Raw genomic sequence first — 17,095 nt, 5'->3', positions numbered from 1 at the left:
CTTCGCGGCTTCTTCACGTGGCCGACCGTTGCGAACAACCTACGGTCCCGTAGGATCGGGCCATCTGCACCACGAGCACCCGCTCATCGTCACGGCTGGGAAGTCGAACCGATCGCCGCAAGGATGCACATGACCTCTGCCGTCGTCCAACCGGGCTTCCGAGCCACCCGACCGAAGTCCGAGGACGGCGCAGCCGTCACCAGCACGTACACCGCACTGTCGCGGACCGTGCGTGACGCCGGACTCCTCGAGCGCGCTCAGGGCTACTACCTGTGGACGCTCGGTGTCCTGACGCTCGCCCTGGGCGGCGTCGTCACGGGCTTCGTCCTGCTGGGCGACTCATGGTTCCAGCTCCTCATGGCCGCGGCGCTCGGGCTGATCTTCACGCAGTTCGCCTTCGTCGCGCACGAGGCGTCGCACCGCCAGGTGTTCGCGTCGGGCCCCGTCAACGACCGGGTCGGCAAGATCCTCGCCAACGCGGTCGTGGGCATCAGCTACTCGTGGTGGATGAACAAGCACACGCGCCACCACGCGAACCCGAACCGCCGTGGCAAGGACCCGGACATCGACCCGGACGTCATCGTCTTCCTCGGCGACGACGCCAGCCGGGCCACCGGCATCAAGGCGTTCATCAACCGCTACCAGGGCTGGCTGTTCTTCCCGCTGCTGACCCTCGAGGGGCTCAACCTCCACGTCACGGCGTTCCGCAGCCTCATCACCGGCAACGCCGTCCGCGCCGACCTGCGCACGCGGATGACCGAGCTCGCGGTCATCACCGTGCGCCTCGCGACCTACGTCGCCGTGATCTTCTGGGCGCTCCCGCTCGGCATGGCGTTCGCCTTCCTCGCGATCCAGCTCGCCGTGTTCGGCGTGTACATGGGCGCGTCGTTCGCACCGAACCACAAGGGCATGGCGATCATCCCCGAGGACAGCAAGATCGACTTCCTGTCGAAGCAGGTGCTCACGTCGCGCAACATCCGCGGCGGATGGTTCATGAACATCCTCATGGGCGGCCTGAACTTCCAGATCGAGCACCACCTGTTCCCGAGCATGCCGCGCCCGCACCTCGCCCGCGCACGCGACATCGTCCGCGAGCACTGCGCCCGGCTCGGTCTGCCCTACACCGAGACGAGCCTCGCCCAGTCGTACGCGATCGTCGTCCGTTACCTCAACGAGGTCGGGCTGTCCGCTCGCGACCCGTTCGACTGCCCGATGTTCAAGCAGCTGCGCAAGGTCTGAGCCGCGGTCAGGCCGACGCGGCCTGCCCGTGCCGCCAGTAGCCGACGAAGTCGACGTGCGTCTTGGGCACGCCCCGGTCGTTGACGAGGTGGCGGCGCACGCCGGTCACCAGCGACGACTCGCCCACGGCGTACGCGTACACGGGCGCCGACGGGAGGTCGGCCGCGAGGACCGCGTCGAGCGCGAGCCGGCCGGGGACCACCTGCTCGGCCGCGGCGTGGTCCGACCGCGCGATCCAGCGCAGCTCGACCCCGGCGGGGACACGGAAGTCCTGGACGTCGGCCGGGTCGGGGAGCTCGACGACCGCGAGGCCGCGCGCGTCGTCGGGCAGGGACTCGCAGATGCCCGCCACGGCGGGCAGCCCGGTCTCGTCGGCGACCACGAGCGTCCAGTCGTGCTCGACGCGCGGGTTGTACCCGATCCCCTGGTCGAGCAGGCCCACGCGCTCCCCGGGCCGGGCGGTCAGCGCGAAGCGCGACGCCGGGCCCTCGTCGCCGTGGACCACGAAGTCGACGTCGAGCTCCCGCAGGTCGGGCCGCACCGCACGCACCGTGTAGCTGCGCACGAACGGCCGCCGCGCCTTCGGGGTGGCCAGGTACTGGACGTACCACAGGCCCGACGAGCGGGTCGGGAGGCTCAGGGCGTCCTGGTCGGGCCGCGTGAGGAAGAGGCGGAACCACTGGTCGTACCCCATCGCCGTGAAGTGGTCCATGCCCTCGCCGCCGAGCGTCACGCGCACGACGTGCGGGCTGACGCGCTTCGACCCGACGACCTCGAGCGTCAGGACGTGCGCGTCGGCGGGCTTGACCAACTTGTAGTTCGCCACCGTCGGCTCCTCGTTCATCCACGGGCCGGGAACCGGCACACCGCCGGACGACCGATCACCGCCGGGCGATCGTAGGAGAGCAACCTCAGGGCGACGTGCCGTCGATGTGCTCGACGCCACACCCTGCGCGCGGCCGCACGGGGCCGCGACGTCGACCGGTCCTCGCGACCTGGCATGCTCGGAGGGTGGAGCTCCCCCTCGTCTGGTCCCTGGTCCTCGTCGTCACGGGCGTCTGGAACGTCGTCGTCTGGCCGCGGTTCTGGCAGCGCATCGCGAAGGACCCGCGCTCGCGCGACGCCGACGGGCGCGCGACCCGATTCCTCACCGTGCACGCCGTGATCATCGGCGTGTCCCTCGCGCTCGGCGTCGCCGTCGGCGTGCTCGGGGTCCTCACGCTCCTCTGAGCCCGGCGGGCCGCTCGGGGCCGCGGAACACGAGGACGCGCCAGGCGGTCGCCCGCGAGATCGACGGACCCGGCCGTGACCGGCACGCCCTCCGCGGACCACAGGACGCCGCGCTCGCCGTTGGTCGTCGCCGGCTCGACCGCGCGAGGTCCACGCGTCCACGGCGACGTCACGGCCGGTGCGCCCGCCTCTCGTTGCCCCGGCGGTAGTTCCCCGTGGCACGGGCGAGGAGCAGCTGGACCTCGTGCTCGTCCCCCCGGGCCTGCGCGCGGTCCAGCGCGGCGACCAGCCGGTCGGCCGTCGCCCCGGCGACCGTGACGACGACGCGGCCCCCGCGGGCGACCCGGACCCGCCCGTCCTGGGTCACCCGGTGGTCGAACGGGTCGGGGAACGCGTCGTCGGGCATGTGCCTCACGCTAGGCGCGCCGACGCCGGGAGCGCACGCCCTTTCGCCGGGTCACGTCCGGGACCGCTCGGCGCCGCGGCGCCGGTCGCCGCGGCGGGTGAGGTCGGCGAGCGCGGAGTAGCGCGGGACCCAGCGCACGAGCGCAGCCGTCGACGCGCCACCGAGGGCGGCGGCGGCCCAGATCCCCGCGGCGAGCGACCCGAGCGCCGCTCCCGCCGCCAGCACGAGCGGCCCGAGCGCGTCGCCCGTGTCCTGGAACAGCCGCCACACGCTGAGGAAGGTCGGGCGCACGTCGGCCGGGGCGACGTCCGCTCCCAGCGTCATGACGATGCCTGAGCCCATGCCGTTCCCGATGCCGAGCAGCGCGGCGACGACGGCGAGCGCCGCGGGCGTGTGCGCGACGGGCACGAGGGCGAGCGCGAGCGCCATCGTGAGCATGGACGGGACCGCGACCCACAGCCGGCCGAACCGGTCCATGACCTTGCCCGCGGGGTAGAACAGCAGCATGTCGAGCGCGCCGGAGATCCCGAAGATCACGGACGTCACCTCGGCGTCCAGGCCGAGGTGCTCGCCCCACAGCGGGATCACCGTCTGCCGTGCCCCGCGCACCGCGGCGACCAGGAGGATCGCGACACCGAGGGTGCCGAACAGGCGCCGGTGGTCGCGCGCGACCTGCGCGATGCTCGCCCGCGGGCGCGTCGCCCGCCCGGTTCGGCCGGGCGCGTCGCCGCCGTCGCGCTCCGGCGGCACGACGGCGACGACGGCCACCGCCAGGAGCGCGCAGACCGCGCCGAGCCAGGACGCTCCGCGCACCGACGTCGCGGCGATGACCGCGGCGCCCGCGAACGGCCCGATGAACAGCCCGATGCGGTGCACGCCCGCGAGCGTGGACAGGACGCGCGCGCGGCGCAGGGGCGGGGTGATCTCCGTGAGGTAGGACTGCCGGGCGAGGTTGAACACGGCGGACGACGCCCCGAGCGCGAGCACGCCGGCGGCCAGGCCCCACAGCGCGCTCGTCAGCGCGACCGTCGAGAACGCGACGACCGCGAGGCCGCCCGCGAGCAGCATCGCGGTGCGGTCGCCGAGGCGCGTGGCGAGCGACCCCGCGGGCAGGTCGAAGAGGATCTTGCCGAGCGGCAGGAGCGCGGTCACGAGACCGGCGACCGTGAGGCTCGCGCCGCGGCCGGTCGCGGTCACGGCCACGACCGGCAGCATCGCGCCCACGCCGATCTCGAGGACGAGCGTCGGGACGAACGCCCCGAGGACGACGCTGCGCAGCGGGAACAGGGGCGCGTCGCCCTCCGGGCGGGTCGAGGTCGGCCCCGTCACGAGGCGTCGGCGGCCGGGACGTCCGCGGCGTGGACGGCGGCGGTCCGGCCGTCGGCGGTCTCGCCGTCGAGGACCTGGGCGTCGGCCCCGCGGCAGGCGGGCGCGTCCGCGAGGAGCTCGAGCAGCTGCGGCGCGGCCGACGACCCCGCCCCGCGGCGACCGGTCACGACCGACACGACCCATCCGGGTGTGCCCGCCTCGGGCAGGGGCACCGTCACGAGGCGCGCGGCCTGGGGTTTCGCGGCGACGTGGCGCGGCACCACGGCGATCCCGAGCCCGCGGTCGACGAGCTCCAGCAGCGTGTGGACGTCGTTCACCGTGAACCGCACCCGGCGGTGCGCGCCGTGGGCAGCGCACGCCGCGTCGTTCACGGGGCGCGCAGCCCACGAGGGGTCGAGGTCGACGAAGTCCTCGCCCACGAGGTCGGCCCACCCCACCCGTCCACGGGTCGCGAGGTGGTGCTCGGGCGGGCACACGAGGACGAGGGGCTCCCGGCCGAGCTCCGTCTGGGTCAGGGCACCGAGGTGCTCGGTCGTCGCGACGAAGGCGACGTCCACGTCGCCGTCCCGCACGCGCGCGAGCAGGTCGTGCGACCCGGCCTGCACGAAGTGGATCTCGACGAGCGGGAACCGTCGGTGGAAGCGCTCGAGGAGCGCGGCGACGTCGACGACCCCGAGGCACTGCTCGGCCCCGACCCGCAGCGAGCCCGAGAGCGCGTGCGTCGCGCGGACGACCGCGTCGCGAGCGGCGGCCGCCTGGGCGAGCATGGAGCGGGCGAACGGCAGCAGCGCGAGGCCGGCCTCGGTCGGCTCCACGCGGCGGGTCGTGCGCGTGAACAGGCTGGACCCGAGCTCGTCCTCGAGGCTGCGGATCGCGGCGGAGAGGCCGGACTGGGAGACGCCCGTGAGCGCGGCGGCGCGCGTGAACTGCCGCTCGTCCGCGAGCGCCACGAGGTACTCCATCTGACGCAGATCCATTGACCACTCATTCTTCTGGAATTGACGACCGACAATCGTTGGACTTCTAGGTTATCGGTTCCTACGCTCGACGAGAACGTGACCGACGTGACGTCGCACGTCTCGCCCCTCCCCCTCGACCCGTGAGGAAGCACCATGCAGCAGCGCACGCTCGGATCCCGGACCGTCTCCGCCGTCGGCCTCGGCGGCATGCCGATGTCGATCGAGGGCCGCCCGGACGAGGCCCGCTCCGTCGCGACGATCCACGCCGCCCTCGACGCGGGCGTCACCCTGGTCGACACCGCCGACGCCTACCATCTGCACGCCGACGAGGTCGGCCACAACGAGGAGCTCATCGCCCGCGCGCTCCGGTCGTACGGCGGCGACACCTCCGACGTGCTCGTCGCGACGAAGGGCGGCCACCTGCGCCCCGGCGACGGCACGTGGACGAAGAACGGCGACCCGGCCTACCTCAAGGCCGCGGCGAAGGAGTCGGCGCGCCGGCTCGGCGTCGAGGCGATCGGGCTCTACCAGTTCCACCGCCCGGACCCCGCCGTGCCCTACGCCGACTCCGTCGGTGCGCTCGCCGAGCTCCTCGACGAGGGCGTCATCGAGATGGCCGGCATCTCGAACGCCGACGTCGCGCAGATCGACCTCGCGAACGAGGTCCTCGGCGGCCGGCTGGTGTCCGTGCAGAACCAGTTCTCGCCGCGGTTCCGGTCCAGCCAGGGAGAGCTCGAGCACTGCGCGACGCTCGGGGTCGCGTTCCTGCCCTGGAGCCCGCTGGGCGGGATCGCGAACGCGGGCGAGCTGGGCAGCACCCACGCGGCCTTCCAGGAGGTGGCCGACGCCCACGGCGTGAGCGTCTACCAGGTGACGCTCGCGTGGGAGCTCGCGCTCGCGCCCGTGGTCGTCCCCATCCCGGGCGCGTCGCGACCCGAGAGCATCCGCGACTCCGCGGGAGCCGTCGACCTCGTCCTCGCCGACGACGAGGTCGCCCGGCTCTCGGCGGCCTGACCGCCGACGGACGGAGCACCACCGTGAAGACCTTCACCCTGCCCGGGACGGACCTCGTGGTCCCGAACGTCGTGCTCGGGCTCATGCGGATCCAGGACAAGACGGACGACGAGGTGCGCACGCTCGTGCGCACCGCTCGCGACGCGGGCATCACGTTCCTCGACCACGCCGACGTCTACGGCGACGCGCTGCACGGCTGCGAGCGCCGCTTCGCGGAGGCGACGCGCCTGTCCCCCGCCGAGCGCGCGGAATGGGTCATCCAGTCGAAGGCGGGGATCGTGCCGGACGGGCCGTTCTTCGACTTCTCGTACGACCACCTCGTCGGGTCGGTGCACGGGTCGCTCGAGGCGCTGGGGACCGACTACCTCGACATCCTCCTCCTGCACCGCCCGGACGCCCTCGTGGAGCCCGAGGAGGTCGCGCGCGCGTTCTCCGACCTCCACGCGGCCGGCAAGGTCCGCGCGTTCGGCGTCTCGAACCACACCCCCGGGCAGATCGAGCTGCTGCGCCGCTACGTCGAGCAGCCGATCGTCGCGAACCAGCTGCAGCTGTCCGTCACGCACGCGCCGCTCGTCGCGCAGGGCGTGGCGTCCAACATGGCGTCGCTCGACCAGTCGGTCAGCCGCGACGTGGGAACGCTCGACTACTGCCGCCTGCACGACATCACGGTCCAGGCGTGGTCACCGTTCCAGGCCGGCTTCTTCACGGGCGTGTTCCTCGGCTCCGACGAGTACCCGGAGCTGAACGAGGTGGTCGACCGCCTCGCCGCGCGGTACGACGTGCCGCCGATCGCGATCGCGACCGCGTGGATCACGCGCCACCCCGCCCGGATGCAGGTCGTCCTCGGCACGACGAGCCCCGACCGCGTCGCCGGCGCTGCGCAGGGGTCGGACGTGCCCCTGACGCGCGCCGAGTGGTACGAGCTCTTCCGCGCGGCGGGCCACACCGTGCCGTGACCCCCGAGGCGGCGCGGGCCCGAGGACCCGCGCCGCTCGGTGGTCAGCGGGCGAGGAGGCCGCGCAGCTCGGCCACGACCACGTCCGGCGACTCCTCCGCCATGAAGTGCCCGACGGCGAGGGTGCGGTGCACGAGGTCGGTCGCCCACCCGCCCCACAGCCCGGCGGCGTCGTAGCCGAGCCGCGCGCCCCAGTCCTGCTGCACGACGAGCGTCGGCATGCCCAGCGTCCTGCCCCGCTCGCGGTCCGCGCGGTCGTGCTCGAGGTCGAGGCCCGCCGACGCACGGTAGTCGGCGACGATCGATGTCACGGCCTCGCGCGACGCGCGCAGGTACTCCGCCCGCACGGGCGCGGGGATCGCCCCGGGGCGGCCCGTCCAGCCGTCGAGGAACGAGGAGAAGAACGCGTCGGCTGTGGCCTCGATCATCGCCTCGGGCAGGCCCGCGGGCTGGGCCATGAGGTACAGGTGCCACGCGACGCGTGCGTCGGCGCCGTGCAGGATCTCCCACGTGTCGAGGGTCGGCAGCACGTCGAGCGTCGCGAGGTGCGTGACGGCGTCGGGATGGTCGAGCGCCGTCCGGAACGCGACGAGCGCGCCGCGGTCGTGCCCCGCGAGCGCGAACCTCTCGAACCCGAGCCCGTGGGCCAGGGCCACGACGTCGGCACCCATCGTGCGTTTGGAGTACGTGCTGCCGTCGGCCTCGGCCGGCTTGTCGCTGGCGCCGTACCCGCGCAGGTCGGGGGCGATCACCGTGCGGTCGCGCGCGAGCTCGGTCGCGACGTGGCGCCACATGAGGTGCGTCTGCGGGAAGCCGTGGAGCAGGACGAGCGGGTCGCCCTGCCCGCCGACGGCCGCGTGCAGCGAGACTCCGTCGGCGACGGGCACCCGTCGCGTCTCGAAGCCGGGGATGGTGAGGGGCACGGGGGTTCCTTCCGTCGGGGTCCGGGGACGGCACCAGCCTCCGCCGCGGGGATCAGCAACGGATCAGTGCTGCGGTCGGGGCGGTCGGGCGGCCTACGCTGGCCGGGTGCGGGACGACGGGCAGGGCGCGGCGGGGGCGGAGGGCACGGTGCGGTTCCGCGTCCTCGGGCCGACCGCGGCGTGGGACGCCGCCGGCACGAGCGTGGGCCTGCGCGGCCCACGGCACCGCGAGCTCCTCGCCCGGCTGGTCGCGGCCCACGGACGCGCCGTTCCGGTCCCGACGCTCGTCGACGACCTGTGGGACGACCGCCCTCCACCGCGCGCGGTCGGGACCGTGCGGACCTTCGTCGCGGACCTGAGGGTCGCGCTGGAGCCGGGACGGCGACCGCGCTCCCCCGCCCGGGTGGTCGTGACCGAGGGAGACGGCTACGCGCTGCGCGTGCCGGCCGCGCACGTCGACGCGTGGCGGGCGGAGGCTGCGGTCGCGGCGTCGGCCCGGGCGTCGGCCGAGCAGGTGGTGAGGACGCTCGCGCCCGTGGTGGCGGACTGGGCGCCCGACGCCTACCCGGACCAGGCGGGCCGCCCGTGGGCAGGACCCGAGCGCGTGCGGCTCGCCGGGCTGCGCGCGCTCGCGGTCGAGCGGCTGGTCGACGCGCTCGCCGGCACCGGGCGCGCGGAGGACGCGGTCGCTCTCGCGGGACCGCACGTCGACGCGCACCCCTGGCGCGAGGAGGGGTGGCGCCTCCTGGCGCTCTCGCTCTACCGCGCCGGGCGGCAGGTCGACGCGCTCGACGTCCTGCGCCGCGCACGGGCCGCCCTGCACGACGAGCTCGGCCTCGACCCCTCGCCCGCGCTCGCGTCCCTCGAGCACGACCTGCTGAGCCACGACCCCCGGGTACGGCAGACGGACGACGTCCTGCGGCGGGTCACCGACGACTCCGTCCGCGTGCTCGGACCTGGTTCCCGCGCCCGCCTCGAGACGGCCGTGACCGTGCTCGGCCGGCTCGCGGTCTCGGCGCCCGCGCCCGCCGAGCCGCACGAGGACCTGCTCGCGGCCGCCCGGTCGGCGGAGGCCATGGGCGACCCCGCGCTCACGGCGCGCGTCCTCGGCGGCTTCGACGTGCCGAGCGTCTGGCCGCGCAGCGACGACCCGGCGCGGTCGCGGCAGGTCGCCGCGCTCGCCGTGCGCACGCTCGACGCGCTCTCCGACGAGGCCCCGCCCGCCGCCCGCGCCCGGCTCCACGTGCTGGTCGCGGTCGAGCTGCGCGGGCTGCCCGGCACCACGGGCCGCCGCCACGCCGACGAGGCGGTCCGGCTCGCACGCGGGCTCGGCGACGCCGCGCTCCTGTGCTCCGCGCTGGGCGCCCTCGCGGTGCACACGTGCGACCGGGCCGGGCTCGCGGCCGAGCGTGACCGGATCGGCACGGAGATCGTCGCCGTCGCGCGGCGGCACGACCTGCCGACGTCCGAGGTCCACGGTCTCCTCCTGCGCCTGCAGGCGTCGGGCGCGCTCGGCCGCACCGACGACGGGGACGCGCTCGCGCTCGAGATCGAGCAGGTGTCGGCGCGCCACGAGCGGCCGCGCGCGCCCCTGCTCGTCGCCGCGTACCGCGCGATGCGGGCGGCGCAGGACGGCGCACCCGACGCCGCCGACCGGCTCTCGCGGGCCGTCCAGGGGCTGGGAGACGCGGGCATGCCGGGCGTCGCGGACGGGCTGCTCCCGCTCGCGCTCCTCGGCCTGGACCTCGTCCGTGGTCGGGCTGAGCCCCTGCCGGCCGACGGCTGGGGGCCGTACGACGCGTGGGTCCACCCGCTGGTGCTCGCCCGGGCCGGGGATCTTCCCCGTGCCCGGCGGGAGCTCGACGGGCTCGCCGACCCGCCACCGGGCCTGCTCCTCGAGTCGCTGTGGTGCGTCGTCGCCCAGGCGGCGATCGAGACCGGGCACGACGGCGCGGCCACCCGCGCGACCGAGGCCCTCGCCCCCGCCGATGACGAGATCGCCGGGGCCGGCAGCGGGACGCTCACGTTCGGGCCCGTCGCCGACTGGCTCGAACGCCTCGAGACCGGATCCCTGGGACCGGCCGAGCACGATCGGTCAGGTTTCGAGAAGCGGTCCTGTCCGGCCGGTTCCTAGCATCGGGACATCGAACAGACCGACCGACCGAGAAGGAGCGTCCGATGACGGGCACGAAGAAGGCTGCCACGACGAGCTACGAGGGGTTCACCGCCGAGGAGCGGGCCGCGATGAAGGAGCGCGCCAAGGAGCTGAAGGCGGCGACCGACGGCGAGGCCGCGGTGCTCGCGAAGATCGCCGAGATGTCGGACGCCGACCGGGCTCTCGCCGAGGCCGTCCACGCGATCGTGCGGGCCGAGGCCCCGCACCTGGTCCCCCGCACCTGGTACGGGCAGCCGGCCTACGCCCTGCCCGGCGTGGGGAGGAAGCCGGGCCCGATCGTGTGCTTCTTCCAGGCGGCCGAGAAGTTCGGCACGCGGTACGCGACGCTCGGGTTCCAGGAGGACGCCCGGCTGGACGACGGCACGATGTGGCCCACCTCGTACGCCCTTGCCGGGATGACCGCGGCGACCGAGCAGGAGATCGCCCGGCTCGTGCGCACGGCGGCCGGCTGAGACTCCGGGGCGAGCGGGCCGGGACAGCGCACGTGCTGTCCCGGCCCGTCGACGGGCATCCTCGGCCGCTGCCGCTCAGCGTGACCGAGGGCCGCGCGCGGCCGCGCTCAGGCGCACGGCCCGACGGCCGACCAGGGTCCCCAGGCGTTCGCGCCGGGCTCCTGCCCCCGGGTCCACCACTGGGCGCGGTGGTTGACGCCGTCGTGCGCCACCAGCTCGCCGCCGTGGTAGACCGTGGACGCGTCCCACGGCGCGGCGCACGCGGCCACCACGGGTGCTCCGGTCGCCGGACCGACCTCGGCCCACGGACCGAACCACGACGTGCCCGGCTCCTGGCCGCGGGTCCACCACCGCGCCTCGTAGGCGATGCCGTCGTGCTGCACCACGTCGCCGCGCTGGTACACCGCGCCGGCGTACCACGGGTTCGGGCCCGGCTCGGCGGCAGCGACCTCCGGCATCAGCTCGATGACCGTCGGCTCCGTGACGGGGGCGAACCGGGCGCCCGTGCCCGACGGCGCGGCGTCGGTGAGCTCCAGCAGCCCCGACATGTCGACCGAGCCGTCGGCGGCGATCACGGGTCGCACGCCGTCGACGTCGAGCGAGACGAACCACGAGGCGTCCACCGCGGAGCCACCGCCGAGGTTCCAGTGGTTCGACGGGTCGGTGAGCAGCGACGTGTCGGCCTGCTTCAGGGCGAGCACGTCCACGGCCGGGTGCTGCCACGAGACGACGCCGCGGGCCTCGTAGGCGGTCGACGGCGCGTTGGTCTCCAGGCGGACGCCGCGGTCGTTCGCGACGGACGTGACGCCGTCGAGCCGGACGTCGGGCCCGGAGTTCGACGTCACGCCCGTGGCGAGGTTCCCGTAGCTGATCGAGCGGCGCAGCAGGTGGTCCCCCGGGATCGACTCGCCGCCGAGCTTGAACCCGTTGCCCTCCCCGGTCCGCGAGGGGTCGGCCTCGAGCCGACCGTTGTCGTACGCGACGGAGTCCTCGACGACCACCGTCCCGATCGGACCCGTGGTCGACTTCGCGTACAGGTCCCAGCCGTCGTCGATGTTGTGGTGGGCGATGCTGTGCCGGAACACGTTGCCCTCCCCGACCGTGAGCTTCGCGGCGAAGCCGTCCGCGTCGTTGCCCCCGGCGTCGGCGTTGTTGTGCGCCACGGAGGAGACGACGAGGTTGTGCGACGGCCACATCGACGCCGGCTCGGTGCTGCGGCCCGAGATCTGGATGCCGGTGTCGGCGTTGTGGTGCGACTCGACCCGCTCCACCACGTTGTGGTGGCCCTCGACGAGCATCGGCTTCGCCTTGTCGCGCGACCCGGTGATCTCGAGGTCGTAGACGTGCCACCAGTCGCCGCGCAGGACGAGGCCGCCGTCGGGCGACTGCGACAGGTCCAGCGTCGCGCGCGTGCCGGGCTCCGACAGCAGCGTGATCGGCGCGCCGGGGGTGCCGTCACGGCCCCGCTCCGCGACGATCCTGCGCGTCGGGGTGTAGACGCCGTCGGTCAGGACGATCTGCTGCCCGGCCTGCGCGAACCCGACCGCGGTGTGGAGGTCGAGCGGGTCGGCCCGCGTGCCGGTGCCGTCGGCCGAGCCGTCCGGCGCGACCCAGATCGACTGCCCCGGCTCGCCGAACCGCTCGACGGTGACGGTCAGGGGCACGTCGACCGCGTCGGTGGACTCGATCTCCTCGCGCTCCCCGAGGTGCGGCTGCTCGGCGTCGGGCAGCAGCCGGGCGGTGAGCTCGTTGACGCCGTCCTCCAGGGCGACGGTCGCCAGGGCGCGCTCGCCGGGCACGAGCTCGATGCCGTCGACCACGACCTCGCCCGCCGCGTCGAGGATCTGCCCGGTGCCGTACATGGTGGACACCAGCGGGACCTCGAGGCTGCGCTCCGGCGTCGTCGAGGTGATGTCGACGGCGAGCTCGGCCGGGACGTACTCGGTCGGGGGCTCCTGGGCCGGCTCGTCGTCGTCGGGGTGGATCGTGGTGAAGTCCCAGTCGGTGACGGTCACCTGGATCTTGCGGGCGACCGCCATCCCGACGTAGAAGCGGTCCGGGTCCTGCTGCAGCAGCATCTGGGGGTCGTACTGGATGACCTCCAGCGTCTCGCCGTCGCGCTCCCACACCGCGTGGAACCCGGTGTTGGACCTGCGCAGCGAGAGCTCGAGGACGTCGCCGGTGGCGAACTTCGGACCGGTGACGTCCGCCCGCCAGGTCTCGTCGAAGACCTCGGCGTCCGAGGTGTCCCGCGTCCCCGCGGAGCTGTCGTCGGGCGCTCCGGTGTAGCCGTGCACGAACCGCGCGCCGGGCGTGCCGTCGCGCACCGTCCCCGTGCCCTCGCCGTACCGCGTGACCAGCGCGCCGGCGGAGTTGAAGTAGCGGGCCGCGGACTCCCCGGGCACGAGGGTGTCGACCGCCAGCACGCCGAACCCGGACTGGTTGTCCTTCGCCGCGGCGTCGTCCACGTGGAACGTCGCGGTGAGCGTGAAGTTCTCCGTCGTCGGGTCGATCTCGGTGTAGAAGTACTGGAACCCGTCCTCGGACGAGGCGAGCTTCGTCGAGCTGGCGCGCGCGTCGAAGGTGATGGTGCCGTCCGCGTTCTCGACCACCTGGCCGCCCGAACCGGCGTTGGAGCCGATGTCGGCGATCTTCCAGCGTTCGACGGCGGTGGCGACGACGACCTCGAACGGCTCGCCCACGGCGGACTCGGCGCCGCGGTGGGCGACGGCGCGGAGCTGGTAGGTCGTGCCGGTGGCGAGCCCGGTCACGTCCGCCGTGGTGCCGACGACCCGGTCGACCGCGGTGACCCACGTGGCGCCGTCGTCGCTGACCTGGACGGAGTAGCCCTCGGCCTCGGGGGTCGCGGACCACTCCGTGGTGACGGTTCCCCGGCCTCCGGAGACGGCGGTGGTCAGGGCGGAGGCGATCTCCGGACCGACGAGCGGGAGCGAGAAGCCGGCGTGCACGGCTCGGGCCGAGGTCAGCGGCGCGTCCTCGCCGTAGCGCGTGATCGAGAGCTCGACCTCGTAGTCGCCCGACCGCGGCGGCGTCAGCGCGACGGTCCCGGTCGGGCCGTCGGCCACGGCCAGGGCCCGGTCGACGACGGCGCCGGTCGGGTCGTGGAGCGAGGCGTGGGCGACGTCGCCGCCGTCGGGGCCGAGCAGGCCCGTGTAGCCCACGAGCAGCGTGCCCGGGTCGGCCGGGTCGACGGCGACGGAGTCGACGGTCGGGGCCGCGACGTCGGCCCACGGCGCGCGGTCGCCGAGGTCCACGGGGCCGAGCTGGACGGCGAACACGTTCACGCCGGAGCTCGGGGACGCGAGGTAGTAGTCGCCGGGCGCGGTGACGTCGATCGTCGCGGTCGCGACGGGCACCGTCTCGTCGTCGGCGGGCGCAGGCACCCGGGCGACCTCCCCGGCCGCCCCGTAGAGGGCGAGCGCGCGTTCGCCGGCGCCGCTGCTGCGGGCGTTGACGACGACCTGGGTGGGCACGTCCGCGGGGTCGACGGTGAAGTGCAGGGACCGGGCCTCGGCGCTGCCGGACCCGTTGAGCTTGATGCGCTGGGAGTAGACGTCCCCCCGGTCGGAGACGCGGTCCGTCGCGTCGACGGTGACCTTCTTGGCCTCGGTGGCGTGGATCGCGAAGTCGGTGCCCGTGCCGACGACCGTGGCGTAGTCGCCCGGCGCGAGGTCGCTCGCGTCCAGCGCGGTCGTCGGTCCGACGGCGGCGGCCGTGACCGTCGACGTCAGGGTGAGTGCCGCCGCGACCACGACCGCGAGCGACGTGCGGAGGGTCCGCCCGATCGGTGACATGGATCTCCTCGTCGAGATGCGCGCCTGATCTGCGGTGAGCACGCGAGAAACCGGTTTCCCGCACCGTAGCCGCACGGTGCGGCCCGCGTCAAGACGTCGCCACCGCTGCCGCCGAAGCAGGCCTTCCGTGGCGGGGGTGACGACTTCCATAACGTTTTGGTTACACTGGCGCGGTCCCGTCCACCGATCCCTGGAGCGCCCGTGTCCCGTGGCCGCCACAGCGCAGCACCCGCCGCACCCTCGCGGTCCTACCGGCTGCCGGCCCTCGCGCTCGTCACGCTGCTCGGAGCCGGAGTCCTCGGCTCGGGACCGCAGCCGTCCGCCGAGAGCACCGAGCTCGCACCCCTGAGCGCCGAGCCGGTCGCGGACCGCTCCCAGGTCGCCGCCAGCCGGTCCTCCGCGCGCGTGCTGCTCGACACGCTCCAGGAGGCGGCGTCGGCCACCCAGGCAGCCGGCGCCGCAGCTCCGACGCCGGCCCCCGTCCCGTCGGTCGTCCCGGCCCCCGACGCGGCGCCCGAACCGGCTGCGGCTCCCGCGCCCGAACCCCTCCCGGCCGTCACGGGCCAGCTCTGGACCACGGACGCCGTCAACGTCCGGACCGGGCCGTCCGTCGACGCCGCACAGGTCACGACCGCGCCGTCCGCGACGGTCGTCGACGTGACCGGAGCCGTCGAGGGCGACTGGAGCCAGGTCGTCTGGGAGGGCGCCGTGGCCTGGGTCAGCTCGCGCTTCCTGTCCGAGACCGAGCCGCAGGCGGCACCGGCCGCCCCGGCAGGACCGTCGGGCGCCGCGTGCGGCGTCAACCCGGAGATCGAGTCGGGCCTGCGGAGCAACGCGATCGCGGTCTACCGCTCGGTGTGCGCGGCGTTCCCGCAGGTGTCGGCCTACGGCGGCGTGCGACCGGGCGACAGCGGCGACCACGGCACGGGCCGCGCGGTCGACGTCATGATCAGCGGCGACCTCGGCTGGGACATCGCCCGCTACGTCCAGGCGAACGCCGGCTCCCTCGGCGTGACCTACGTCATCTACCAGCAGCAGATGTGGATGGCGGGCGACCCCGCGGGTGCCTGGCGAGCGATGGAGGACCGCGGCGGCGTCACCGCGAACCACTACGACCACGTGCACGTCAGCACCTCGTGACGACCGCGCCCTGAGAGCTGCCCGACGACCGGCGGGCCGGCGGCCGGTCGCTCAGGTGGCCGGTCAGTCAGGTCACGAGGCGCGACGGGAGTGCCGCACGGCCGGAGCGCCCGAGGAAGAGCGCAGAACGTGAAAGACGCGGGACATCTCTCGGATGTCCCGCGTCTCTTCGTCGGTGGAGCTGAGGGGACTCGAACCCCTGACCCCCTGCATGCCATGCAGGTGCGCTACCAGCTGCGCCACAGCCCCGAGGACCCGAAGGTCCAGGTACGACGCTCCTCCGGACGGTTCCCGTCCCGCGGAGCGTCGCTAGTCTACGCAGAAACGGGCTCCAAGTTCCAATCCGGTCCCGCGTTCCACTCGTCCAGCGGGAACCCCGCGCCGACGTTGTGCGCGACGAGGCGCCACGCCGGCACCGCCGCGGGTCCGGACCGGTGCAGGTGGGACCAGTGCACGTTGTGCAGTCCGCTGATCCCCCGCCAGCCCGCCGGGTCGAGCCCGAGCAGGGCCGTCACGGCGAGCGTGATCGCTGCGCCGTGGGAGACGACGACGAGCGTGTCGTCGCGGTCGAGCGCGTCCGCGTGCTCCGTCACCGCGGCGAGCATGCGCGCCGCGACGTCGACCTTCGCCTCCGCCCCGGCGCGCGTCGGCTCCTCGCCCGCCCGCCACGCGGCGTGCTGCTCGGGCCAGCGCTCGGCGATCTCGTCGCCCGTGAGGCCCTCCCACTCGCCGAAGCCGCGCTCGCGCAGCCGGGCGTCGAACACCGGCTCCACGCCGACGGCCGCGCCGTACGCGCGGGCCGTGTCGGCAGCGCGACCGAGGTCGGACGTCACGACGCGCGTGGCACGGTGCGCGGTCGCGAGAGCCTTGGCGCCCTGCTCGGCCTGCCACCGCCCGACGTCGTCGAGCGGGACGTCGGACTGCCCCTGCAGCCGCAGCGCGGCGTTGAACGCCGTGCGCGCGTGGCGCAGGAGGACGACGGTGCCCGCTGTCACGCGAGCGGCTCGTCCGAGAGGCGGATCGCCCCGTCGTCCTCGGACCGGCTCCCGCCCGTGGTGTCGTCGGCCGCGTCGACCGCCCCGTCGCCGCCGCGGGCGTCCTCGGGCAGCTCGATCAGCGGGCAGTCCTTCCAGAGCCGCTCGAGCGCGTAGTAGACCCGGTCCTCCGCGTGCTGCACGTGCACGACGACGTCACCGAAGTCGAGGAGCACCCAGCGGGCCTCCTGCTTGCCCTCGCGGCGGATCGGCTTCGAGCCGGCCTTGAACATCGCCTCCTCGACCGCGTCGACGATGGCGGAGACCTGGCGCTCGTTCGTCCCCGACGCGATGAGGAACACGTCCGTGAGGACGAGCTGCTCGCTCACGTCGAGCGCGATGATCTCCTCGGCCTTGCGGTCCGACGCTGCGCGCGCCGCGGTGACGGCGAGCTCGACGGCCCGTTCGGTGGCAGTCACGTGG

15 protein-coding genes and 1 tRNA gene are annotated in these 17,095 nt (G+C 74.4%); 7 read left to right on the top strand and 9 right to left on the bottom strand.

Annotation, left to right across the window (positions count from 1 at the left end; translation table 11 throughout):
• Positions 1–129: 129 nt before the first annotated feature.
• Positions 130–1,239 (top strand): fatty acid desaturase family protein, encoded by a 1,110-nt coding sequence (locus ACWPWV_RS13370; RefSeq protein WP_454043456.1) that lies wholly within the window; start codon positions 130–132, stop codon positions 1,237–1,239.
• A 7-nt stretch (positions 1,240–1,246) separates the two neighbouring features.
• Here the strand turns inward: ACWPWV_RS13370 and ACWPWV_RS13365 are convergent, their stop codons facing one another.
• Positions 1,247–2,065 (bottom strand): siderophore-interacting protein, encoded by an 819-nt coding sequence (locus tag ACWPWV_RS13365; protein WP_454043455.1) that lies wholly within the window; start codon positions 2,063–2,065, stop codon positions 1,247–1,249.
• Positions 2,066–2,250: 185 nt separating this feature from the next.
• Between ACWPWV_RS13365 and ACWPWV_RS13360 the strand changes: the two genes are divergently transcribed.
• Entirely contained in the window at positions 2,251–2,469 is a 219-nt protein-coding gene (locus tag ACWPWV_RS13360) for an SCO4848 family membrane protein (RefSeq protein ID WP_454043454.1), read from the top strand.
• Between the two features lie 169 nt (positions 2,470–2,638).
• Here ACWPWV_RS13360 and ACWPWV_RS13355 read toward each other — a convergent pair whose 3' ends face one another.
• From ACWPWV_RS13355 to ACWPWV_RS13345, 3 genes are read right to left on the bottom strand one after another with little or no spacing between them, the layout of a single operon-like run.
• Positions 2,639–2,875 carry a hypothetical protein gene (locus tag ACWPWV_RS13355; protein ID WP_454043453.1) on the bottom strand — a complete coding sequence of 79 codons (237 nt, stop codon included), beginning with the start codon at positions 2,873–2,875 and terminating at the stop codon, positions 2,639–2,641.
• Between the two features lie 51 nt (positions 2,876–2,926).
• Positions 2,927–4,204, bottom strand: a complete 1,278-nt coding sequence (locus ACWPWV_RS13350; protein WP_454043452.1) for an MFS transporter — start codon at positions 4,202–4,204, stop codon at positions 2,927–2,929.
• Positions 4,201–5,181, bottom strand: coding sequence for a LysR family transcriptional regulator (locus tag ACWPWV_RS13345; RefSeq protein WP_454043451.1), 981 nt, complete (start codon positions 5,179–5,181; stop codon positions 4,201–4,203). Before ACWPWV_RS13345 ends, ACWPWV_RS13350 begins: the two co-directional genes overlap by 4 nt.
• Positions 5,182–5,316: 135 nt before the next feature.
• Here ACWPWV_RS13345 and ACWPWV_RS13340 point away from each other — a divergent pair, with 135 nt between their 5' ends.
• Both ACWPWV_RS13340 and ACWPWV_RS13335 read left to right on the top strand, forming a co-directional pair.
• The gene (locus tag ACWPWV_RS13340; protein WP_454043450.1) at positions 5,317–6,177 is read left to right on the top strand and encodes an aldo/keto reductase; all 861 of its coding nucleotides are present in this window, start codon (positions 5,317–5,319) and stop codon (positions 6,175–6,177) included.
• 23 nt (positions 6,178–6,200) lie between these two features.
• On the top strand, positions 6,201–7,133 hold the full coding sequence (locus ACWPWV_RS13335) for an aldo/keto reductase (RefSeq protein ID WP_454043449.1): 933 nt from the start codon (positions 6,201–6,203) through the stop codon (positions 7,131–7,133).
• A gap of 43 nt (positions 7,134–7,176) precedes the next feature.
• On the opposite strand, the gene ACWPWV_RS13330 is transcribed toward ACWPWV_RS13335, so the two are convergent.
• Positions 7,177–8,055 carry an alpha/beta fold hydrolase gene (locus ACWPWV_RS13330; RefSeq protein WP_454043448.1) on the bottom strand — a complete coding sequence of 293 codons (879 nt, stop codon included), beginning with the start codon at positions 8,053–8,055 and terminating at the stop codon, positions 7,177–7,179.
• Positions 8,056–8,161: 106 nt separating this feature from the next.
• Here ACWPWV_RS13330 and ACWPWV_RS13325 point away from each other — a divergent pair, with 106 nt between their 5' ends.
• Both ACWPWV_RS13325 and ACWPWV_RS13320 read left to right on the top strand, forming a co-directional pair.
• Positions 8,162–10,189: a BTAD domain-containing putative transcriptional regulator gene (locus ACWPWV_RS13325; RefSeq protein WP_454043447.1), complete on the top strand. Its 2,028-nt coding sequence runs from the start codon at positions 8,162–8,164 to the stop codon at positions 10,187–10,189.
• Positions 10,190–10,233: 44 nt separating this feature from the next.
• Complete coding sequence (locus tag ACWPWV_RS13320) at positions 10,234–10,683, top strand: iron chaperone (RefSeq protein ID WP_454043446.1); 450 nt, start codon at positions 10,234–10,236, stop codon at positions 10,681–10,683.
• Positions 10,684–10,790: 107 nt separating this feature from the next.
• On the opposite strand, the gene ACWPWV_RS13315 is transcribed toward ACWPWV_RS13320, so the two are convergent.
• On the bottom strand, positions 10,791–14,498 hold the full coding sequence (locus tag ACWPWV_RS13315; RefSeq protein ID WP_454043445.1) for a carbohydrate-binding protein: 3,708 nt from the start codon (positions 14,496–14,498) through the stop codon (positions 10,791–10,793).
• Between the two features lie 201 nt (positions 14,499–14,699).
• Between ACWPWV_RS13315 and ACWPWV_RS13310 the strand changes: the two genes are divergently transcribed.
• A complete protein-coding gene (locus tag ACWPWV_RS13310; protein ID WP_454043444.1) occupies positions 14,700–15,638 on the top strand; it encodes an SH3 domain-containing protein in 939 nt (312 codons plus the stop codon).
• A gap of 176 nt (positions 15,639–15,814) precedes the next feature.
• On the opposite strand, the gene ACWPWV_RS13305 is transcribed toward ACWPWV_RS13310, so the two are convergent.
• The 3 genes from ACWPWV_RS13305 to rsfS all read right to left on the bottom strand — a co-directional run bounded on the left by ACWPWV_RS13305 (position 15,815) and on the right by rsfS (position 17,091).
• Positions 15,815–15,887 (bottom strand) — tRNA-Ala (locus ACWPWV_RS13305).
• A gap of 65 nt (positions 15,888–15,952) precedes the next feature.
• Positions 15,953–16,633 carry a histidine phosphatase family protein gene (locus ACWPWV_RS13300; RefSeq protein WP_454043443.1) on the bottom strand — a complete coding sequence of 227 codons (681 nt, stop codon included), beginning with the start codon at positions 16,631–16,633 and terminating at the stop codon, positions 15,953–15,955.
• Positions 16,630–17,091 carry a ribosome silencing factor gene (rsfS, locus tag ACWPWV_RS13295; RefSeq protein ID WP_454043442.1) on the bottom strand — a complete coding sequence of 154 codons (462 nt, stop codon included), beginning with the start codon at positions 17,089–17,091 and terminating at the stop codon, positions 16,630–16,632. Before rsfS ends, ACWPWV_RS13300 begins: the two co-directional genes overlap by 4 nt.
• Positions 17,092–17,095: the final 4 nt, after the last annotated feature.

The organism is Cellulosimicrobium sp. Marseille-Q8652 (assembly GCF_965112045.1).
Note: the sequence above shows the minus strand (reverse complement) of the source record. Positions and strands in the feature narration are given on the sequence as shown.

Excerpts from the sequence above, each read along its gene's own strand:
- ACWPWV_RS13320 (WP_454043446.1), top strand. The coding sequence starts at position 10,234 with ATGACGGGCACGAAGAAGGCTGCCACGACGAGCTACGAGGGGTTCACC.
- ACWPWV_RS13370 (WP_454043456.1), top strand. The coding sequence starts at position 130 with ATGACCTCTGCCGTCGTCCAACCGGGCTTCCGAGCCACCCGACCGAAG.
- ACWPWV_RS13355 (WP_454043453.1), bottom strand. The coding sequence starts at position 2,875 with ATGCCCGACGACGCGTTCCCCGACCCGTTCGACCACCGGGTGACCCAG.
- ACWPWV_RS13315 (WP_454043445.1), bottom strand. The coding sequence starts at position 14,498 with ATGTCACCGATCGGGCGGACCCTCCGCACGTCGCTCGCGGTCGTGGTC.
- ACWPWV_RS13345 (WP_454043451.1), bottom strand. The coding sequence starts at position 5,181 with ATGGATCTGCGTCAGATGGAGTACCTCGTGGCGCTCGCGGACGAGCGG.
- ACWPWV_RS13340 (WP_454043450.1), top strand. The coding sequence starts at position 5,317 with ATGCAGCAGCGCACGCTCGGATCCCGGACCGTCTCCGCCGTCGGCCTC.